Source organism: Phenylobacterium sp. LjRoot225 (genome assembly GCF_964252855.1).
Classification (GTDB): domain Bacteria; phylum Pseudomonadota; class Alphaproteobacteria; order Caulobacterales; family Caulobacteraceae; genus Phenylobacterium.
Map to the genome: position 1 here is coordinate 2,050,079 of NZ_CAXUPL020000001.1, position 15,510 is coordinate 2,065,588.

Genomic DNA, 15,510 nt, shown 5'->3' on the forward strand with positions numbered 1-15,510 from the left:
GGCGCCCGGTGGACTCAATGGCCCCCTCAGATCATCCGGGGGATGATGGCCGGCAGCTCCGCTGTTGTGCGGACGCCTGGATCAGCTTCGACGATGAAGGGCACCGTGTTGACCACGCTATAGGCGGTGATGCCCGCCATCGCCGGAGAGAACTGTGGATCGGACACTGGCATCGGGAAGGTGACGTTGATCTCGATCGGCGTGTCGCCCTCCACGACCAGACGCCAACCGTTCTCACGCAGTGCCCAGTCCCGGTCGATGTCTGTCGTGCAGTACCAGTTGACCCGGAAGCGGATGATCGGCCGGCCGTCGCGCATCCCGGCGATCGTGACGCGCTGCGCCGCCAACGCGCCCTTTTCGATCGGCGTGCCGCCGGGCAGCAGGAAGCGCTCGTTTGCGCCGGCCATCTCGCCGAACACTTCGATGCCGTCGAGCGTGATCCCAAGGGCTTTGGCGACGACGTTCACCGACTGCTCGAAGCCATGGGCGTGATGGTGCAGGAGGTCCGGGTCGAAGGCCCCGTCCGCCGCCCGTCCGAAGCCCATGCCCTCGACCACTTGGACGTCGGGGCAGCTCAGCGGAATATCGGCGAACTCGTCGATCGTCATGCACGCCATGCGGCGCGACATCGAGACCGCGACCAAGGGGAGCGCCTCCGAGCTGAAGCCTGGGCTGGAGCCGGTGGCGTGGATCGAGGATCGACCCTTGCGGCAGGCCTCTTCAGTGCGGCGACGGACCTCCGGGTCCATGCGCTCGGGTTCAAGGAAGTCCACTCGCGATGTCGCGACGTTGATCCCGGCCTCGAGGAAGCGGCAGACGTCGTCGAGATTGCACCCGTCCTGGACGGCCACCACGCAGTCGGGCTTCTGGGCGATGATCTGCTCGATGTCCCGCGTAGCCTTTACGCCGACAGGGGGCAGGCCGCACAATTCGCCGGCGTCCTTGCCGTCCTTGGCCTCGGAATGGACGTAGACTCCGACTAGGTCGAACTGCGGGCTGCGGATCAACTCGCGCAGGCTCATCACCCCGATCCGCCCGGTCGCCCATTGGGCGACCCGGTAGACGCGGTCCGGACTGGGCAGCCGCACTGATTTCGCCTCTGCGCTCATAGTCTTCCTCTCCCTGTCGTTTTTTTCCGCGCCGGGATAACCGACCGAGCGCGCTCTATCGAGGTGAGACCGACCGTCGTCGCCCCAGACGCCAAGCTGCAATTCGATGAGCCTATGCGTCAATTCACTTGGTGCGTCGGGCGCCGCCAGAGTGAGCCGAATATCGGGAGTTCGGAGGGCGGGGTTTGAGATGCTTCTGGCGCTGGCCAGCCGTTACGACTTGGCTTCCGAGCCATCAAATGCAGCAGATTTCGTCGAGAGGCGCGTCCACATGGCGCGGGCGAGTGAACGCCAGGCCGTCGCCCACCCCCGACAAGCAGAGTTCGGAAGTTCGGCTAGGGGACCCAACCCGGACATCACTGGCTTGGTGGCTCAATCGTCCAGGTACAGGTGTAATCCGGGTCGACAACGATCTCGCCAGTGCTGCGGAGCCGGTATTCTCCAGGCGGCGCCTCGCAAAAGGCGCGCAAGTCAGGCGGCAGCCAATACCTCTCACCAGAACGCGAGCCCGAGAGCTCGACGCAGAAGCCCTGTGTTCGATCTGCAGAGCTTACAGTTCCAAACATCTGTTCCTGCTCGGAGCCATCCGGCGACAGACGCGTCAATCCGATTAGAACGACGCGATCTATCATGTCCGCAGCTTTGTCCTCGTTCCATTCGGGTCGAGCGTCTTCGTGTTCTCCGCTCATCCGAGCCTCAAGGGAACGGCCGCCGCTTGCGGCCCAGGTTGAGGTTGAGCCGTGAGCCGTTCCTGTCAACGTCCGCCTTCCACCCCGAAGTGAAGCCGCCCGCCGCTCTGTGGATGCTCGATCAGCCCTCGCCCCGCCGCGCGGCCTCGATCTTCGCCACGTCGATCTTCCCCATCGTCATCATCGCCTCGAACACCCGCTTGGCGACCGCCTTGTCCGGATCGGTGACCCCCTCCGTCAGCTGACGGGGTGTGATCTGCCATGAATAGCCCCAGCGGTCCTTGCACCAGCCGCACGCGCTCTCCGCGCCGCCGTTGCCGACAATGGCGTCCCAGTACCGGTCGGTCTCGGCTTGGTCCTGCGTCTCGACCACGAACGAAACGGACTCGTTCGGCTTGAATTCTGGACCGCCGTTGAGCCCCATGAAAGGCGTGCCGAGCACGGTGAACTCCACCGTCAGCTCCAGCCCTTCTGCGCCGCCGGGGAAGTCGCTGGGCGCCGCCATCGCCGCGCCGACATGGCTGTCAGGGAAGACGCTCGCATAGAATTCCGCCGCCTTGCGCGCCTCGCCATGGTCGAACCACAGGCAGTTCGTCATCTTGCCGGCCATCGTCCTTCTCCCTTGCCTTGGTCCGTCTCGAAACGTGTTCCTGGGTCCCCGGTTCACGCCGTGATGGGCTTAAGCCTTGAACCTCCAGCTTGGCCCCATCTGCGACCAGATGACCCAGCGCGACTCCGCGGATGACATGTCTTTCGAGCAGTTGGCCGGGATGCGAGGCCGCTACCAGTTCCGCCCATGGACCCTGCCAATCGCAGGCGCCGGGGGATCTGGGGCATGGCTCGACAGCAACCCATTTGCAAGGCTGAAGCGACCGGGGGCCTGGCCAAGACGGTCAGCTTTCATCCAGACAAGCAGCGATGGCTCGGCCTGGGACGCGCCGCCGCCATCCTCATCGCCGCCCTGGCCGCGGCGAGCCCGGCCCACTCCGGCTCCAGCCAGTTCGTCGACACCGCGCGCTGCCGCGACGTCGGGACTTTCGACGTCTACACGAGCGGCGCGACTGACAACCACACCTGGACGCGGGGGGGCAGTGACTACCGGGCGTTCCCGTCCCAGCAGCAGAAGGTGTGGTGCCGCGTCGAGCGCGTCGCCCCGCGGCTCAAGCCGGTGACGCCGATCGCCCACCGCCCGCCGGTGGTCGTGCCGCGCGTCGTTCCCACACCGATCCCGGTGAGCCGGCCGCCGCTGTGGCCGACCTTCCAGGAGTGGCTCGCCGACCTGATCGGCGAGCGCGGCTAAGGCGTTCGGCCGGGACCGAACCCGCCGGAAGCCCAGCCGCCCGCCGGCGGAATTCAGGGCGCGCCCTTGCAGCTTCAGTGCGCCGAACTGGCGAAATAGACATGGGTTATGGAATAACATATTCCATAGTTTGACCAGGCTGCAAGGCGCGGCTCCGTTCGGGCCAACCGAAGCGACAGACAAGCTGGAGGGGAAACGGGGATGCGCTTCGTCTTGATCAACGGCGGCTTTCACGGCGCATGGTGCTGGGAACGGCTGATCCCGGAGCTGGAGGCGCGCGGCCATCAAGCCGTAGCGGTCGAGCTTCCCGGCCACGGGACCCGCGCCCACGAAGAGGCCAGCCTCGCCGGCTATCGCGACGCGGTGGTCGAGCTCATCGAGCCCGGCGACGTTCTCGTCCCGCACTCGATGGGAGGCTTCATCGCCACCGTGGCCGCCGATGCGGCGATCGATCGGGTCCGGCACATCGTCTACCTCGCCGCGGGTCTGCCGCTCGAAGGCCTGCCGATGACCTCCGCGGGCGCCGGCGATATTTCGACACACGCCTCCATGGTGGCGCCGACCGAGGACAGGCGAGCGATGAGATTCGTCTCCGACGAGGCGGCGATCAATTTCTTCTTCCACGATTGTGCGCCGGAGTTGGCCCAGTGGGCCTGCAGCAAGCTCACCCCGCAGCCGCTCGGGCCCATGCTGGAGCCCATCTCTGTCCCGCGCTTCTGGCAGGCCCAGCCGCCGCGCAGCCTCATTCTTTGCCGGCAGGACCGCGCCGGCGGCGGCGAGGCCAAGGTGGCGCGGTCGATCACCAGGTTCGGGGTGGAGCCCCTGTGGATGGACAGCTCGCACTCGCCCTTCCTCAGCCAGCCGGCCGAATGTGCGGAACGGGTCATTGAGGCGGCGACCCGACCGCCGATCGGCCCCCTCCTGCCGAACTGACGCCGCGGTCCGGGACGAGCTTTAAGCGCGATCGAGCACGACGACCGGGATCTGGCGTGAGGTGCGGGACTGATACTCGTCATATCTCGGCCAGGTCTTGACCGCCTCGGCCCAGATCCGCTCGCGCTCAGGCGGCTCTGCGGTGCGGGCGACGGCGTCGAAGACGTCCGCCTTCACCTGCACCTGGACGTGCGGATCCTCCAGCACGTTCATGTACCAGAGCGGATGGGTCGGCGAACCGCCCTTCGAGGCGATGATCACATGGCCGGCGCCGTGGGGCGTGTAGATGATCGGGATCGTCCGGGCCTCGCCCGATTTGCGGCCCCGGGTGGTCAGCAGCAGGATCGGCGCGCCGTTCCAGATATAGCCCTGCTCGCCTTGGGTTTCCCGGTAGAGGCGGACATGGTCTTCGCCGCGAAGGCTGACGTCGATCGGCGGGAAGGCCGACGGGGGTCTCGGATCGCTCATCTCTTTGTCACCTCCGGATGGGTCCGTCGTCACGTCAGGAGAACCGGTATCGCGGAAACGCCCCGCTGCTCCAGGCCGCCGGTCAGGTAGGGCGCCGGCGCATCGGGATCGAGACGCAGGTTCGGGAAGGCGTCCGCCAGCGCATTGAGGGCCACGTGCATCTCGCTGCGGGCCACATTCATGCCCAGGCACTGGTGGGCGCCGATCCCGAAGCCGATGTGCCCCTTCGGCGTGCGGTGCAGGTCGTAGTCGTCGGGATGGTCCCACCGGGCCGGATCGCGGTTCGCCGCGCCCAGGCAGATCTCCAGCACCGAGCCTTTCGGCATGAAGACGCCGCCCAGCTCAGCGTCTTCGGCGACGAAACGGCTGAACACCGGGTCGGTCGGGTTCCAGCGCAGGGACTCCTCGATCGCCCGGTCCACCAGGCTGCGGTCGGCCTTCATCGCCTCGAGCTGGTCGCGGCGGCTGAGCAGCGCCCACAGCGTGATGCCGAGCTGCCGCCAGGTCGTGCCGCCGCCGGCCAGCATCAGGACCCGCGCGTTGACCATGACCTCCCTGTCGGTCAGGGGCCGCCTGGCGCCGTCCGGAAGCTCCAGCTCCGCCTGGACCAGCCCGCTGACCACATCGTCCGCCGGCTCGGCTCTGCGCTGGGCGATCAGCTCGAGCAGCATGCGCTCGACGGACTCGCCGGCCGCCCGCCGTTCCGCCGCCGGAATTCGCGGGGCGCCGCTTTTCAGCAGGGCGTTGCGGAACACCAGGGAGTCGTCGCCGTCCATGCCGATCGCGCGGGTGATGGTGTGGACCGGGACTCGGGCGCAGAGCTGGAAGTTCAGGTCTGCGCGATCGTGCGCCTTCAGCTTCTCGATCAGCGCGCCGACGACGTCGTTGATCCAGCGTTCCCGCCACCAGGTCAGCGTCTTCGGCTTCAGGAACATCGGCTGGATCGTCGCGCGGTAGGCGCGGTGAGCCGGCTCGTCCATCTCCAGGACGCCGAGGCCGCCCTCGTCGGCCTGTCGGGCGTAGACCTTCGACGAGAACCGGTCGTAGTCGCGGAAGGCGGCGTCGCAGAGCTCAAAGCTCAGGCAGGTGTAGCCCTCTCCGCCCTGGGCCGCGGCGTGCCGTTGGTAACGCTCCAGGCCCAGAAGGTCGCGCAGGAAGCCCTTTTGCACCGCCCCGCGATCGCGCAGCGCGCCCATGGCCGGGTTCATGTCCTCCTCGACCAGATTGCCCATTTCCGCCGCTTCACGGCGGATGTCGTAGAGCTCCTCGTAGAGCGGATCGTCGGCGATCAGCACATCGGTCATGGCGTTCCTCATCGCGCGCGGCGATTTATGGAATAATGTATTCCATAACGGAAGTCCAATCGGTCCGCGCCGCCTCGTCGTGAGCCGGCCGGCGGGCGCTACGGACCGGCCTCGGTCGGGTCCGCGCCCGCCAGGCCGTCGGACGACTCCAGCTCGCGGTTAAACCGGCTGATGATCTCGGCGACCCTTGCGGCGGGCCACGGCTCGGCCTGGCGAAGCCACCAGTCGAGGACCTGGATGGTGATGGTGACGGCGAGCACGAGCGCCAGATCCACCGGGAGCCGCCCCCCTTGCGGTCGGCCGACGGCGGCCTCGCGGGCCCGGCGCAGGAATTCCTCGCGCACGGTCCCCGCCGCCCCGCCCGTGAGCAGGGCCCGCCACAGCGGACGGCGCTGGTCGAGATAGGTGCAGACGGCCAGACAAGCCTCCAGCGAGTCCGCCGGATCGAAGAGCGGCAGTGTGAGATCGAACAGGCAGCCAATCTCTTCCGCCGCCAGATCCTCCAGCAGGGCGTCCTTGCTAGGGTAATGCCGGAAAAAGGTCGTGTAGCCGATGCCCGCGGCCGCGACGATGTCGCCGATCGTGATCTGTTCCAGAGGCCTGGCTTGCAGAAGCTCCAGCATGGAATGGCGCAGCGCCGCCCTGTTCCGGCGGACGCGCGCGTCCGTCGGCGGCGACGAACTGGGTTTACTTTGTGGAATGTGCTGTTCCATAATTGCCGTAGACGTCAGTTACTTTGCTTGTGCGGATGAGCGCAAGCCTTGCTGCTGTCGGATCGACCGCCATGACCAAGCCCGCCCAAGCTCCGGGCCACTGGCGCCCGGGCCCTCCACAGCCGCCTCATTGCCTTAGCAAGCGCTTGGTGACCTACTGACCGGAGGAGCAGCCTGTGACCCCATCCGCACCCACTCTGCCGATGCGGCTTGAACAGCCGTCCGGACCTGGCCCGCTCACAGGGGTGCGGCTCATAGACTTCACGCGGGTTCTGGCGGGCCCGTTCGCGACCCAGATCCTGGGCGACCTCGGAGCCGAGGTGATCAAGATCGAGAATCCGCTGGGCGGAGATGACACCCGCGCGATTCGCCCCAGCGCCGAGCTCGGCGGCGAGACGGCCTTCTTCCTGTCGCTGAACCGCAGCAAGCAGAGCGTCGCCATCGACCTGAAGAGCGAGGCGGGACGGGAGATTGTCCCGGACCTCATCGCCACGGCGGATGTGCTGGTGGAAAACTTCACAGGCGCGGTGATGCGCCGCTTCCAGCTCGACTACGCCAGCCTGCGCGAACGGTTTCCGAAGCTAATATACTGCTCGGTCTCGGGCTATGGGCGGACCGGCCGCAACGCCGACGCCGCGGGCTACGATTCACCCCTGAGCGCCGAGGCGGGCGCCCTCGCCCTCAACGCCTACGCCGGACAGCCGGCCGTGCTGGGCGGCATCCCCTACACGGACATCAGCACCGCGCTGAACGCGACCATCGGCATACTGGCGGCCCTGCAGGCCCGGACGCGCGATGGGAAGGGCCAGCATGTCGACATCGCCATGTTCGACAGCACCCTGGCCAATCTCTCGTACGTCGGCTGCGAGTTTCTCACCTCGGGCCGCGAGACGGCCTTGTATGAGCGCCAGTCCGCCGGCCCTCGCGGCCAGTTCGACACGGCCGACGGCGAGATCACCATCAGCTGCGGCAAGGACAAGATGTTCCGCGCCCTGTGCGCGCACGTCCTGGAGCGGCCGGAGTGGCTCGACGATCCCCAATACGCGACCCTCGCCGAGCGGATGCGCAACGAAGCGGCCTTCCTCGCGGACATCGGAGCCATCTTCCGGACCCAGCCGAGCGCGGTCTGGTCCGAGCGCTGCAAGCGGGCCGGCATTCCCTGCGGCGCGGTTCGCACGCCCGGCGAAGCCCTCCTCTCGCCAGAGGCGAGCGAACGCGGCCTGGTCTTCGGCCTTCCGCACCCGACGGCGGGCGTCGCCCCGGTGATCGCCCAACCCTTCCAGTTCAGCGAAACACCCGTGCGATATGAGGTCCCGCCGCTTCTCGGCCAGCACACGAAACAGGTGCTGCAAGCGCTTCTCGGCTATGAGGATTCCCATGTCGCGGAGCTGGCGGCGAGCGGCGCCATCGCGCTGGGGCGAACGGAAACCGCTGCGCGATAGCGCCTGCATGGAGACAGTCTCATGCCCTATCTGACGCCTGGCGCGGTGATCCTGGTCACCGGCGCGACCGGAGGCATCGGCTTCGAGATCGCCAGCCAGGCGGCCGCCGGCGGCGCCGTCGTGGCGGTGCACGGCTCCCGGCCCGAGACCGTGGCCAATGCGATCCAGCGGCTGCAAGCGCTGGCGCCAGAGGCGAAGCTGATCGCCGCGCCCGGCGACTTCCGCGTGGCGGGCGTGATCGAGTCCGTGGTGCAGAAGGTCACCGGCGCGGCGGGCCGGCTCGACGCCGTCGTGCACTGCGCCATCACCGGTGCGCCGGGCACCACCGGCGTCTTCAGCAAGACCGACCCGCAGAATTTCGGGCTGATGGCCCAGTACGTGCTGGGCGTCTTCGAACAGCTCTGCGCCGCGGCCCTGCCCCACCTCGCCAAGCAGGGCGGCGCCATCGTCGCCTTCGCCTCGGACGCCGGCCGTTTCGCGGCCCCGCGCCAATCGATCCTGGCCGGCGTCTTCGGGGGCATCATGGCCTTCGTGCGGAACCTGGCGATGGAGGCGGCCCGGGACGGCGTGCGCGTGCACTGCATATCGCCGAGCTACGTCGCCGACACGCCGGTCTTCGAGCGGCACGCCGCCAGCGGACGCGGCGAGACAGCGTCACAGCGGGCCGGCCTCGGCCTGCCCACGCCGAAGGATATCGCGCCCCTGGCGCTGTTTCTCTGCGGGCCCGACGCCAGCAAGATCACCGGCCAGATCATCAGCGTCAACGGCGGGCTGAACGCCTGATCTAGGCCTGTTGGAACACCGGCAGGCTGAAGCGGCCGGCCTGGTCCTCGCAGTCGAGGAAGGCCAGCTTCACCGGCATGTTCGGCGCGATGTCTTTCCAGCTGAAGCCGCTGGGGTTGCTGACGAACAGCGGGCCTTCCTCCAGCTCCACGAGGATGGTGTCCCAGGGGATCGGCAGCGCGCCGTTGTAGTAGTCGCGCTCGAAGGTGCACCAGCTCACGACCTTGCCGCGGCCGGACATCCGCTCCCAGGTGAATTCGCCGCCGCCGCAGGACTCGCAGGCCTGGACGGGCGGCCAAGCGATCCTGCGACAGGCTGCACAGCCTTGCAGGCGCAGCTCCCCCGTCTCGCACCAGGCCCAGAAGGCGTCGTGCTCGGGTCCGCGCGTCCGGTCGGGTCGTCTTTGCGCCATGCTCTCAGCCTCCCCGAACGAAGACGATCGGATGGGAGCGGTCCGTCTGGGCCAGCGAGAACATCGAGACCTCGACGTCCTTGACCTGCTGCGGCCCCGCCTCGTGGCGCAATTGCCGGGTGATCTCGGCGACGTGGTTCCAGCCGTGCATGTAGGACGCCGAGAGCATGCCGCCTCCAGTGTTGACCGGCAGGGCGCCGTCCACCGCCATCCCGCCGCTCTTGCAGAACTCCAGCCCGGCGCCCGGCTCGACGAAGCCGTGGCCTTCGAGCTGGCTGATCAGGTGGATGGTGGAGGCGTCATAGCCTTCGAAGTGCTGGACGTCGGACGCCGTCAAGCCCGCCATGCGGAAGGCCTGGTCGCCAGCCTCCTGCAACTGCGGCCGCAGCCGCTCGCGCACCAGGTTGTGCAGCTTGTCGCCCTTGGCGATCGCCTCGCCCCAGCCGGCCACCAGCACCGGCGCGTGCGGCAGGTTGCGCGCCATGTCGGCGCGGCGGACGATCAGGCAGACCGCGCCGTCGTTGACCAGGCAGAGGTCGAACAGGTGCAGCGGCCGCACGATGTAGCGGGAGTCGAGATAGCTCTGGATCGACAGCGGCGCCTGCATGACCGCGTTGGGATTGGCCTGGGCGTGCTTGCGCAGCTGCACCGCCACGGCGCCCAGGTCCGCCTCGCTCGCGCCGTAGGTCGCCTGGTAATGACTCCAGACGAACGCCCAGTGGGCGGCCTGCGAGCTCCAGCCCCAAGGGTGATAGTAGTAGTAGGACGAGGGCGCGGCGTCGCCGTCATAGGTGCGGCCGCCGTATTGCCGGCCGATCGCCCGCGAGGCTGCGGCGTAGATCATGGCCACGGTGTCGCACTTGCCGGCGGCGATGGCGGCGCAGGCGATCGGCAGGGGTCCCGCCATGATGCCGCCGCCCTCGATGACGTGGCGCGGCCGCACGCCCAGAAGCTGGGCCATCTCGTCCCCGCTGGGCCCCCCGTAGATGAACGAGACCGAGAGGCCGTCGATGTCTTCGCGACGAAGCCCGGAATCGGCCAGGGCGCGTTCGAAGGCGCTCGAGGCCAGGCTCTCCGGCGTGGGAAGCTCGTACCCCGGCGCCCTGGTCCGCGCCGCCTGGTAGTCGCGATGGTAGTCGGTCTCCCCCAGGCCGACGATGGCGGCCTTGCAGCTCAGGTCGCGCGACGGAGGCGGCATTCCTGCCGCTGCGGCTTCAAACATGAGGTTCCCTGCTCCCGAGCCTGGCCGTCTGCGGCGAGAGATTGCAGCCGACGATTGACGCGTCGCCAAGAAGGCTAAAGAACAAGCGCTTGCTACGCAATCGACGCCTCTCAACCTGATTGGGAAAGGTGACGCTGGATGACCGACGCGATCAACTACGCCTTCCTGCATGGCGGCGGCCAAGCCGGATAGGTTTGGGCCGAAACGATAGCGGCGCTCGAGCAACAGGCCGGCGACGCGGCGCGCGCCGTGGCGTTCGACCTGCCGGGCTGCGGGCGCAAACGCGATCAGGACACGTCGCAGCTGACGGTGCGCGCGGTCGCTGAGGCCTTTGTCGCGGACCTCGCCGATTCAGGTCTGAAAGACATGGTGCTCGTCGGACATTCCAACGCCGGCACCATCCTGCCGCTGGTCGCCGAGATGCGGCCGGACCTGATCCGGCGCTACGTCTATATATCCTGCATCGCGCCGCCGCCGGGCGAGAGCATCCGCGGCATGATCACCAAGAGGCGGGCGGTCGCCGCAACGGACGACACCCTCTCGGGCGGCCGCCTGCAGGACATGTTCTGCAACGACATGCCCGAAGACTATTCCGCCGCCTTCATGGCCAAGCTCGGCTTCGACAAATGGCCGACGCTCGAGGCGCTGAACGAGACCGACTGGCGCTACGACCATCTCGCGGACAAGCGGGCGACCTATGTCATCTGCCTGCAGGATCAGGCGGAGGTTCCGGAACGGCACGGCCTGGAGGAATACCTCGAGACGAAAGCCATCCTCGGCTCCTAGCCGGCGGAGGCTCTCCAGGGCCGCCCACCTTCGAGGGGGCCCGACTGCCAAGATTTCGACCGATTGCGCCGGTGCAGGGGTCAGCGGCTGACGCGGCGGACGCAGGAAGGTCGTAACCCTTGCTAAGGCAGGATGGGGGACGCAAACTCGTCGCTCAAAGGCCCTGAGCCCGCGAGGCGAAGGGCTTTTTTTCAGTGCGGAGGTTATCCGCGGCATGTCCGCCAATAGGACGACGCATATTCGACTGACCTCGCACCCGCGCGGTGCGACGCAGGCCAGGTTTCCAATCCACTGGGACGCGCCGACCGCGCATGAGCGCGGGCCGGTTGTGGCGACGCCGAACGCCGGCGCCGATCGCAACGCGATCGGCGCGCATGGGGGCTCCTATTCCATCTATCGCGCCCTCGCCATTTCGGCGGGCGCTCTCGACCCGATCGTTCGGCCCGAGCTCGCCGACACCTATCCGGTGGTGCCGATCGGCCCGCATCCGCAATGGTCCGAGCCCGGCAAGATCGTCGCCCTCGACCCCTGGGGACATCGGATCGCCGCAGACTTCGCCCGCGAGATCGCCGAGGGCGTGGATATCCGCCCGACCATCGCGATCACCAAGGCGCGGCTGAATCTTCCCGAGCTTAGCCAGGCCATCGCCGAGGGCCGCCTGAAGATCGACGGCGCGGTCGTGCAGCAGGGCGGCGACGTGGCCGTCACCAAGGCGGCCATCGACCCGGTCTGGCATCTGCCCGGCGTGGCGGCCAGGTTTGGCGTCAAGGAGCAGCAGCTTCGCCGCACCCTCTTCGAACAGACCGGGGGGATGTATCCGGAGCTGGTGACGCGGCCGGACATCTCCGTCTTCCTGCCGCCCATCGGCGGCATCACCCTCTACATCTTCGGCGACGCGGCGAAGCTCGGCGACGTCAGCTTCCCGCTCACCTGCCGGGTGCACGACGAGTGCAACGGCTCCGATGTGTTCGGCTCGGACATCTGCACCTGCCGCCCCTACCTGACCCACGGGATCGAGGAGTGTGTGCGTCAGGCCCAGGCCGGGGGCGCAGGCCTCATCGTCTACAATCGCAAGGAAGGCCGGGCGCTCGGCGAGGTCACCAAGTTCCTGGTCTACAACGCCCGCAAGCGCCAAGTGGGCGGCGATCAGGCCGCCACCTATTTCGAGCGGACCGAGTGCGTCGCCGGCGTTCAGGACGCGCGCTTCCAGCAGCTGATGCCCGACGTCATCCACTGGCTGGGGATCCGGCGCATCGACCGCTTCGTCTCCATGTCCAACATGAAGTACGAGGCCCTGGTCGCGAGCGGGGTGGAGATCGGCGAGCGCGTGCCAATCCCGCCGGGGCTCGTCCCGCTGGACGCCTCCGTCGAGATCGAGGCGAAGAAGGCCGCCGGCTACTTCACGCCAGAGCCCGCCCCTACTGAGGCGGACCTGGCGCGTGTCGTCGGGCGCGACCTGAAGGAGTTCTGATCGCCCGCGTGAGCGTCGCCGCCCTTTCCCTGCTGAGCGCCGCCGCCGTCCGCGAGCGCGCCCACGAACTCCTGGACATCGCCCTCGCCGGAGGGCTCGCCGAATGGCGGGTGGATCTTGCCAGGCTCGATCCTGCCGCGGACCTCACCGCCGAGGTCGTCCGCGCCAACTATCCGGACCTGAAGGTGCCGTTCCATGCGCGCTGGCGCCATTTCACGGCCGCCGGGCGCGATCTCTGGTCGGAGCGGGCGGACCGCACGCCCTGGGCCGACCCGGCCCAGAAGGCGCGGGCCGAGTTCGATCTCGCCATCGTCTCGGTCCTGCTCGACGCCGGCGCCGGTGCGGCCTGGCGCTATCGCGATGCGGAGACCGGCATCGAGCTCAGCCGTTCCGAGGGGCTGGCCGTGGCCTCGCTGCGTCTCTTCGAGGCCGGCGTGCTCTCGGCCGATCCGCGCCAGCCGCTACAAGCCGGCGGGCTCGCCCGGCTGGATGCGGCGCGGCTGGCGCAGGCCTTCCAGGTCAATCCCGACAATCCGCTGGTGGGGCTGGAGGGCCGCGTCGCCCTGCTGCGAAGGCTGGGTGCGGCAGTGGGTCGGCCGGGCGTGCTGTTCGACGAGATGGCGGCGCGGGCCGAAGCGGGACGGCTTCCGGCCGCGACCATCCTCGAGGTCCTGCTCCAGCGGCTGGGGCCGATCTGGTCCGGACGTCTCCAGCTCGAGGGCGTCGCACTCGGCGACTGCTGGCGGCACCCAGCGCTTCGGCGGGCGGACGCCACGGACGGCCTCGTGCCGCTGCACAAGCTCTCGCAATGGCTCGCCTACTCCCTGATCGAACCGCTGCAGAGCGCGGGCGTCGAGGTGGTCGATATCGACGGGCTGACGGGATTGGCCGAGTACCGCAACGGCGGCCTCTTCGTCGACGCAGGCGTGCTGACCCTGGTCGATCCGGCCGACGCCGGCCGGTCCCACGCCGTGGACAGCCCCCTCGTCGTGGGCTGGCGCGCGATGACGGTGGCGCTGCTCGATCGGCTGGCCCCCAGGGTGCGCGAACGGCTCGGCGTCACCGCCGCCGACTTCCCGTTGGCCTGCGTGCTGGAGGGCGGCACCTGGGCGGCGGGGCGCAAGATCGCCCGCGAGCGCCGCCCGGACGGCGGCCCGCCCATCGCCGTGATCAGCGACGGAACCGTCTTCTGAAGGGGGACTCTATGCAGGGCGTCACGGTCATCGACCATCCGCTGGTGCAGCACAAGCTGACCTTGATGCGGAAGAAGGACACCTCGACCAAGAGCTTCCGCCAGCTCCTGAAGGAGATCGGCAGCCTTATCTGCTACGAGGTCACGCGCGACCTGCCGCTGGAAGACGTCGAGATCGAGACGCCGCTCGCCACGATCCAGGCGCCGACGCTCGCCGGCAAGAAGCTGGTGTTCGCGCCGGTCCTGCGCTCCGGCATGGGGATGCTGGAAGGGATGCTGGAGCTGGTTCCGGCCGCGCGGGTGGCCCACGTCGGCCTCTACCGCGATCCCGCCACGCTCGCCTGCGTCGAATACTACTTCAAGGCCCCGGGGGACATCGCCGAGCGGTTGGTGGTGATCATCGACCCCATGCTGGCCACCGGCAACACCGCGATCGCGGCGGCCGACCGGCTGAAGGAGGCCGGCGCGCTGCAGATCCGCATCGCCTGCCTGCTCGCCAGCCCCGAGGGACTGTCCAGCTTCCAGAGCCATCACCCCGACGTGCCGGTCTGGGTCGCCGCCGTCGACGAGCGGCTGAACGACCACGGCTACATCCTCCCGGGCCTCGGCGATGCGGGCGACCGCATGTACGGCACGCGATAGGCTGCGAGCGCCTCGGCGACGACAGGACGGCGTGACCCGAAGTTCGAGCGGGCCGCCTCGCCTTCCCGAGGAAATTGAGAACTAAAGTTCTGAATACCGAATTTTGGTTGTCGCTGCGCCGGGCGGCCGATAGGTTTTGGGCCCGGGCTAGGCGCCGTTTCCCGACGAAGCCGGGGCTCGCCAACGCGGCGCCAAGGCCGCGCACAAGAAACCGAAACGGGCAGGTGACAAGATGCAGGACGAGCTGAACCAAGCCTTTCGTCTCGACGGCCGGGTGGCGGTCGTGACGGGCGCCGCATCGGGCATCGGCCGCGAGGCGGCGCGCGTCTTCGCCCTGGCCGGCGCCCGCGTCGTGCTGGGCGACGTCAATGAAGCCGGGCTCGCCGAAAGCGTCGCCGCCGTGCAAGCGGTCGGCGGCGAGGCGAGCGCGCGACGGACGGACGTGACGCAGCGGGCCGAGGTGGACGCGCTCGCCGAGGCGGCGGTGCGGGCGATGGGACGTCTCGACGTCTGGGTCAATTCCGCCGGGGCCGTGACCTACGGCGCCGTTCTGGAAACCGCCGAGCCGGAGCTCGACAGGCTGACCAACGTCAATCTGAAGGGGACCTACTGGGGTTGCGCCGCCGCGGCGCGCGCCATGCAGGCGCAAGGCGCGGGCTCGATCATCAACGTCTCGTCCACCGGCGCGGATTCGGCCGGCGCCGGGCTCTCGGTCTACGCCATGACCAAGGCCGCGGTGAACACGCTGACGCGGACCTGCGCGAAGGAGTTCGGGTCGTTCGGCGTCCGCGTGAACGCCGTGGCGCCGGGATGGATCGACACCCCGATGGCCAACACCCGCTTCCGGGATTCGGACGGCGAGATCGACCCGGAGCTGCGCGAGCGCGGCTTGCGGGACCGCGCCCAGGCCTCGCCGCTGGGGCTTACCGGCGTGCCCCGCGACGTCGCGTTGGCCATGCTCTATCTCGCCTCGGACGCCGGCCGGTTCGTCACCGGCCAGGTGTTGCGCCCGAACGGCGGGGCGAGCATGCCCTGAGCTCCGGG

The 15,510-nt window shown here is 68.5% G+C and carries 16 protein-coding genes; 9 read left to right on the forward strand and 7 right to left on the reverse strand.

What is annotated here, in order from left to right:
- Nucleotides 1–26: 26 nt before the first annotated feature.
- Nucleotides 27–1,109 (reverse strand): NAD(P)H-dependent amine dehydrogenase family protein, encoded by a 1,083-nt coding sequence (locus tag ACSQ2B_RS09595; RefSeq protein ID WP_436049284.1) that lies wholly within the window; start codon nt 1,107–1,109, stop codon nt 27–29.
- Nucleotides 1,110–1,919: 810 nt separating this feature from the next.
- Nucleotides 1,920–2,408, reverse strand: a complete 489-nt coding sequence (locus ACSQ2B_RS09600) for a VOC family protein (protein WP_436049286.1) — start codon at nt 2,406–2,408, stop codon at nt 1,920–1,922.
- Between the two features lie 225 nt (nt 2,409–2,633).
- On the opposite strand from ACSQ2B_RS09600, the gene ACSQ2B_RS09605 reads away from it, so the two are divergent.
- Both ACSQ2B_RS09605 and ACSQ2B_RS09610 read left to right on the forward strand, forming a co-directional pair.
- Nucleotides 2,634–3,098, forward strand: a complete 465-nt coding sequence (locus ACSQ2B_RS09605) for a hypothetical protein (protein WP_436049287.1) — start codon at nt 2,634–2,636, stop codon at nt 3,096–3,098.
- A gap of 201 nt (nt 3,099–3,299) precedes the next feature.
- Nucleotides 3,300–4,031 (forward strand): alpha/beta hydrolase, encoded by a 732-nt coding sequence (locus tag ACSQ2B_RS09610; protein ID WP_436049289.1) that lies wholly within the window; start codon nt 3,300–3,302, stop codon nt 4,029–4,031.
- A 21-nt stretch (nt 4,032–4,052) separates the two neighbouring features.
- Here the strand turns inward: ACSQ2B_RS09610 and ACSQ2B_RS09615 are convergent, their stop codons facing one another.
- From ACSQ2B_RS09615 to ACSQ2B_RS09625, 3 genes are all read right to left on the reverse strand, one after another.
- Nucleotides 4,053–4,499, reverse strand: a complete 447-nt coding sequence (locus tag ACSQ2B_RS09615) for a nitroreductase family deazaflavin-dependent oxidoreductase (protein WP_436049291.1) — start codon at nt 4,497–4,499, stop codon at nt 4,053–4,055.
- A gap of 29 nt (nt 4,500–4,528) precedes the next feature.
- Nucleotides 4,529–5,803: a cytochrome P450 gene (locus ACSQ2B_RS09620; RefSeq protein ID WP_436049293.1), complete on the reverse strand. Its 1,275-nt coding sequence runs from the start codon at nt 5,801–5,803 to the stop codon at nt 4,529–4,531.
- A gap of 98 nt (nt 5,804–5,901) precedes the next feature.
- Nucleotides 5,902–6,426 carry a TetR/AcrR family transcriptional regulator gene (locus tag ACSQ2B_RS09625; RefSeq protein WP_436049295.1) on the reverse strand — a complete coding sequence of 175 codons (525 nt, stop codon included), beginning with the start codon at nt 6,424–6,426 and terminating at the stop codon, nt 5,902–5,904.
- Between the two features lie 266 nt (nt 6,427–6,692).
- On the opposite strand from ACSQ2B_RS09625, the gene ACSQ2B_RS09630 reads away from it, so the two are divergent.
- Together ACSQ2B_RS09630 and ACSQ2B_RS09635 are read left to right on the forward strand one after the other, a co-directional pair.
- Entirely contained in the window at nt 6,693–7,958 is a 1,266-nt protein-coding gene (locus ACSQ2B_RS09630; RefSeq protein ID WP_436049297.1) for a CaiB/BaiF CoA transferase family protein, read from the forward strand.
- Nucleotides 7,959–7,979: 21 nt separating this feature from the next.
- Nucleotides 7,980–8,741 carry an SDR family NAD(P)-dependent oxidoreductase gene (locus tag ACSQ2B_RS09635; protein ID WP_436049299.1) on the forward strand — a complete coding sequence of 254 codons (762 nt, stop codon included), beginning with the start codon at nt 7,980–7,982 and terminating at the stop codon, nt 8,739–8,741.
- Between the two features lies 1 nt (nt 8,742).
- Here ACSQ2B_RS09635 and ACSQ2B_RS09640 read toward each other — a convergent pair whose 3' ends face one another.
- Nucleotides 8,743–9,153, reverse strand: a complete 411-nt coding sequence (locus ACSQ2B_RS09640) for a Zn-ribbon domain-containing OB-fold protein (protein ID WP_436049301.1) — start codon at nt 9,151–9,153, stop codon at nt 8,743–8,745.
- A 4-nt stretch (nt 9,154–9,157) separates the two neighbouring features.
- Nucleotides 9,158–10,375 (reverse strand): thiolase family protein, encoded by a 1,218-nt coding sequence (locus tag ACSQ2B_RS09645; RefSeq protein ID WP_436049303.1) that lies wholly within the window; start codon nt 10,373–10,375, stop codon nt 9,158–9,160.
- 207 nt (nt 10,376–10,582) lie between these two features.
- On the opposite strand from ACSQ2B_RS09645, the gene ACSQ2B_RS09650 reads away from it, so the two are divergent.
- From ACSQ2B_RS09650 to ACSQ2B_RS09670, 5 genes are all read left to right on the forward strand, one after another.
- On the forward strand, nt 10,583–11,161 hold the full coding sequence (locus tag ACSQ2B_RS09650) for an alpha/beta fold hydrolase (protein ID WP_436049614.1): 579 nt from the start codon (nt 10,583–10,585) through the stop codon (nt 11,159–11,161).
- A 214-nt stretch (nt 11,162–11,375) separates the two neighbouring features.
- Nucleotides 11,376–12,632 (forward strand): GTP cyclohydrolase II, encoded by a 1,257-nt coding sequence (locus ACSQ2B_RS09655; RefSeq protein ID WP_436049304.1) that lies wholly within the window; start codon nt 11,376–11,378, stop codon nt 12,630–12,632.
- 8 nt (nt 12,633–12,640) lie between these two features.
- Nucleotides 12,641–13,825, forward strand: a complete 1,185-nt coding sequence (locus tag ACSQ2B_RS09660) for a URC4/urg3 family protein (protein ID WP_436049306.1) — start codon at nt 12,641–12,643, stop codon at nt 13,823–13,825.
- Between the two features lie 11 nt (nt 13,826–13,836).
- Entirely contained in the window at nt 13,837–14,466 is a 630-nt protein-coding gene (gene upp, locus ACSQ2B_RS09665; RefSeq protein ID WP_436049308.1) for a uracil phosphoribosyltransferase, read from the forward strand.
- Between the two features lie 232 nt (nt 14,467–14,698).
- A complete protein-coding gene (locus ACSQ2B_RS09670; protein WP_436049310.1) occupies nt 14,699–15,502 on the forward strand; it encodes an SDR family NAD(P)-dependent oxidoreductase in 804 nt (267 codons plus the stop codon).
- Nucleotides 15,503–15,510: the final 8 nt, after the last annotated feature.

Coding starts and splice junctions, on each gene's coding strand:
- ACSQ2B_RS09625 (WP_436049295.1), bottom strand. CDS start 6,426: ATGCTGGAGCTTCTGCAAGCCAGGCCTCTGGAACAGATCACGATCGGC.
- upp (WP_436049308.1), top strand. CDS start 13,837: ATGCAGGGCGTCACGGTCATCGACCATCCGCTGGTGCAGCACAAGCTG.
- ACSQ2B_RS09635 (WP_436049299.1), top strand. CDS start 7,980: ATGCCCTATCTGACGCCTGGCGCGGTGATCCTGGTCACCGGCGCGACC.
- ACSQ2B_RS09615 (WP_436049291.1), bottom strand. CDS start 4,499: ATGAGCGATCCGAGACCCCCGTCGGCCTTCCCGCCGATCGACGTCAGC.
- ACSQ2B_RS09610 (WP_436049289.1), top strand. CDS start 3,300: ATGCGCTTCGTCTTGATCAACGGCGGCTTTCACGGCGCATGGTGCTGG.
- ACSQ2B_RS09620 (WP_436049293.1), bottom strand. CDS start 5,803: ATGACCGATGTGCTGATCGCCGACGATCCGCTCTACGAGGAGCTCTAC.
- ACSQ2B_RS09600 (WP_436049286.1), bottom strand. CDS start 2,408: ATGGCCGGCAAGATGACGAACTGCCTGTGGTTCGACCATGGCGAGGCG.
- ACSQ2B_RS09670 (WP_436049310.1), top strand. CDS start 14,699: ATGCAGGACGAGCTGAACCAAGCCTTTCGTCTCGACGGCCGGGTGGCG.
- ACSQ2B_RS09640 (WP_436049301.1), bottom strand. CDS start 9,153: ATGGCGCAAAGACGACCCGACCGGACGCGCGGACCCGAGCACGACGCC.
- ACSQ2B_RS09605 (WP_436049287.1), top strand. CDS start 2,634: ATGGCTCGACAGCAACCCATTTGCAAGGCTGAAGCGACCGGGGGCCTG.
- ACSQ2B_RS09595 (WP_436049284.1), bottom strand. CDS start 1,109: ATGAGCGCAGAGGCGAAATCAGTGCGGCTGCCCAGTCCGGACCGCGTC.
- ACSQ2B_RS09655 (WP_436049304.1), top strand. CDS start 11,376: ATGTCCGCCAATAGGACGACGCATATTCGACTGACCTCGCACCCGCGC.
- ACSQ2B_RS09645 (WP_436049303.1), bottom strand. CDS start 10,375: ATGTTTGAAGCCGCAGCGGCAGGAATGCCGCCTCCGTCGCGCGACCTG.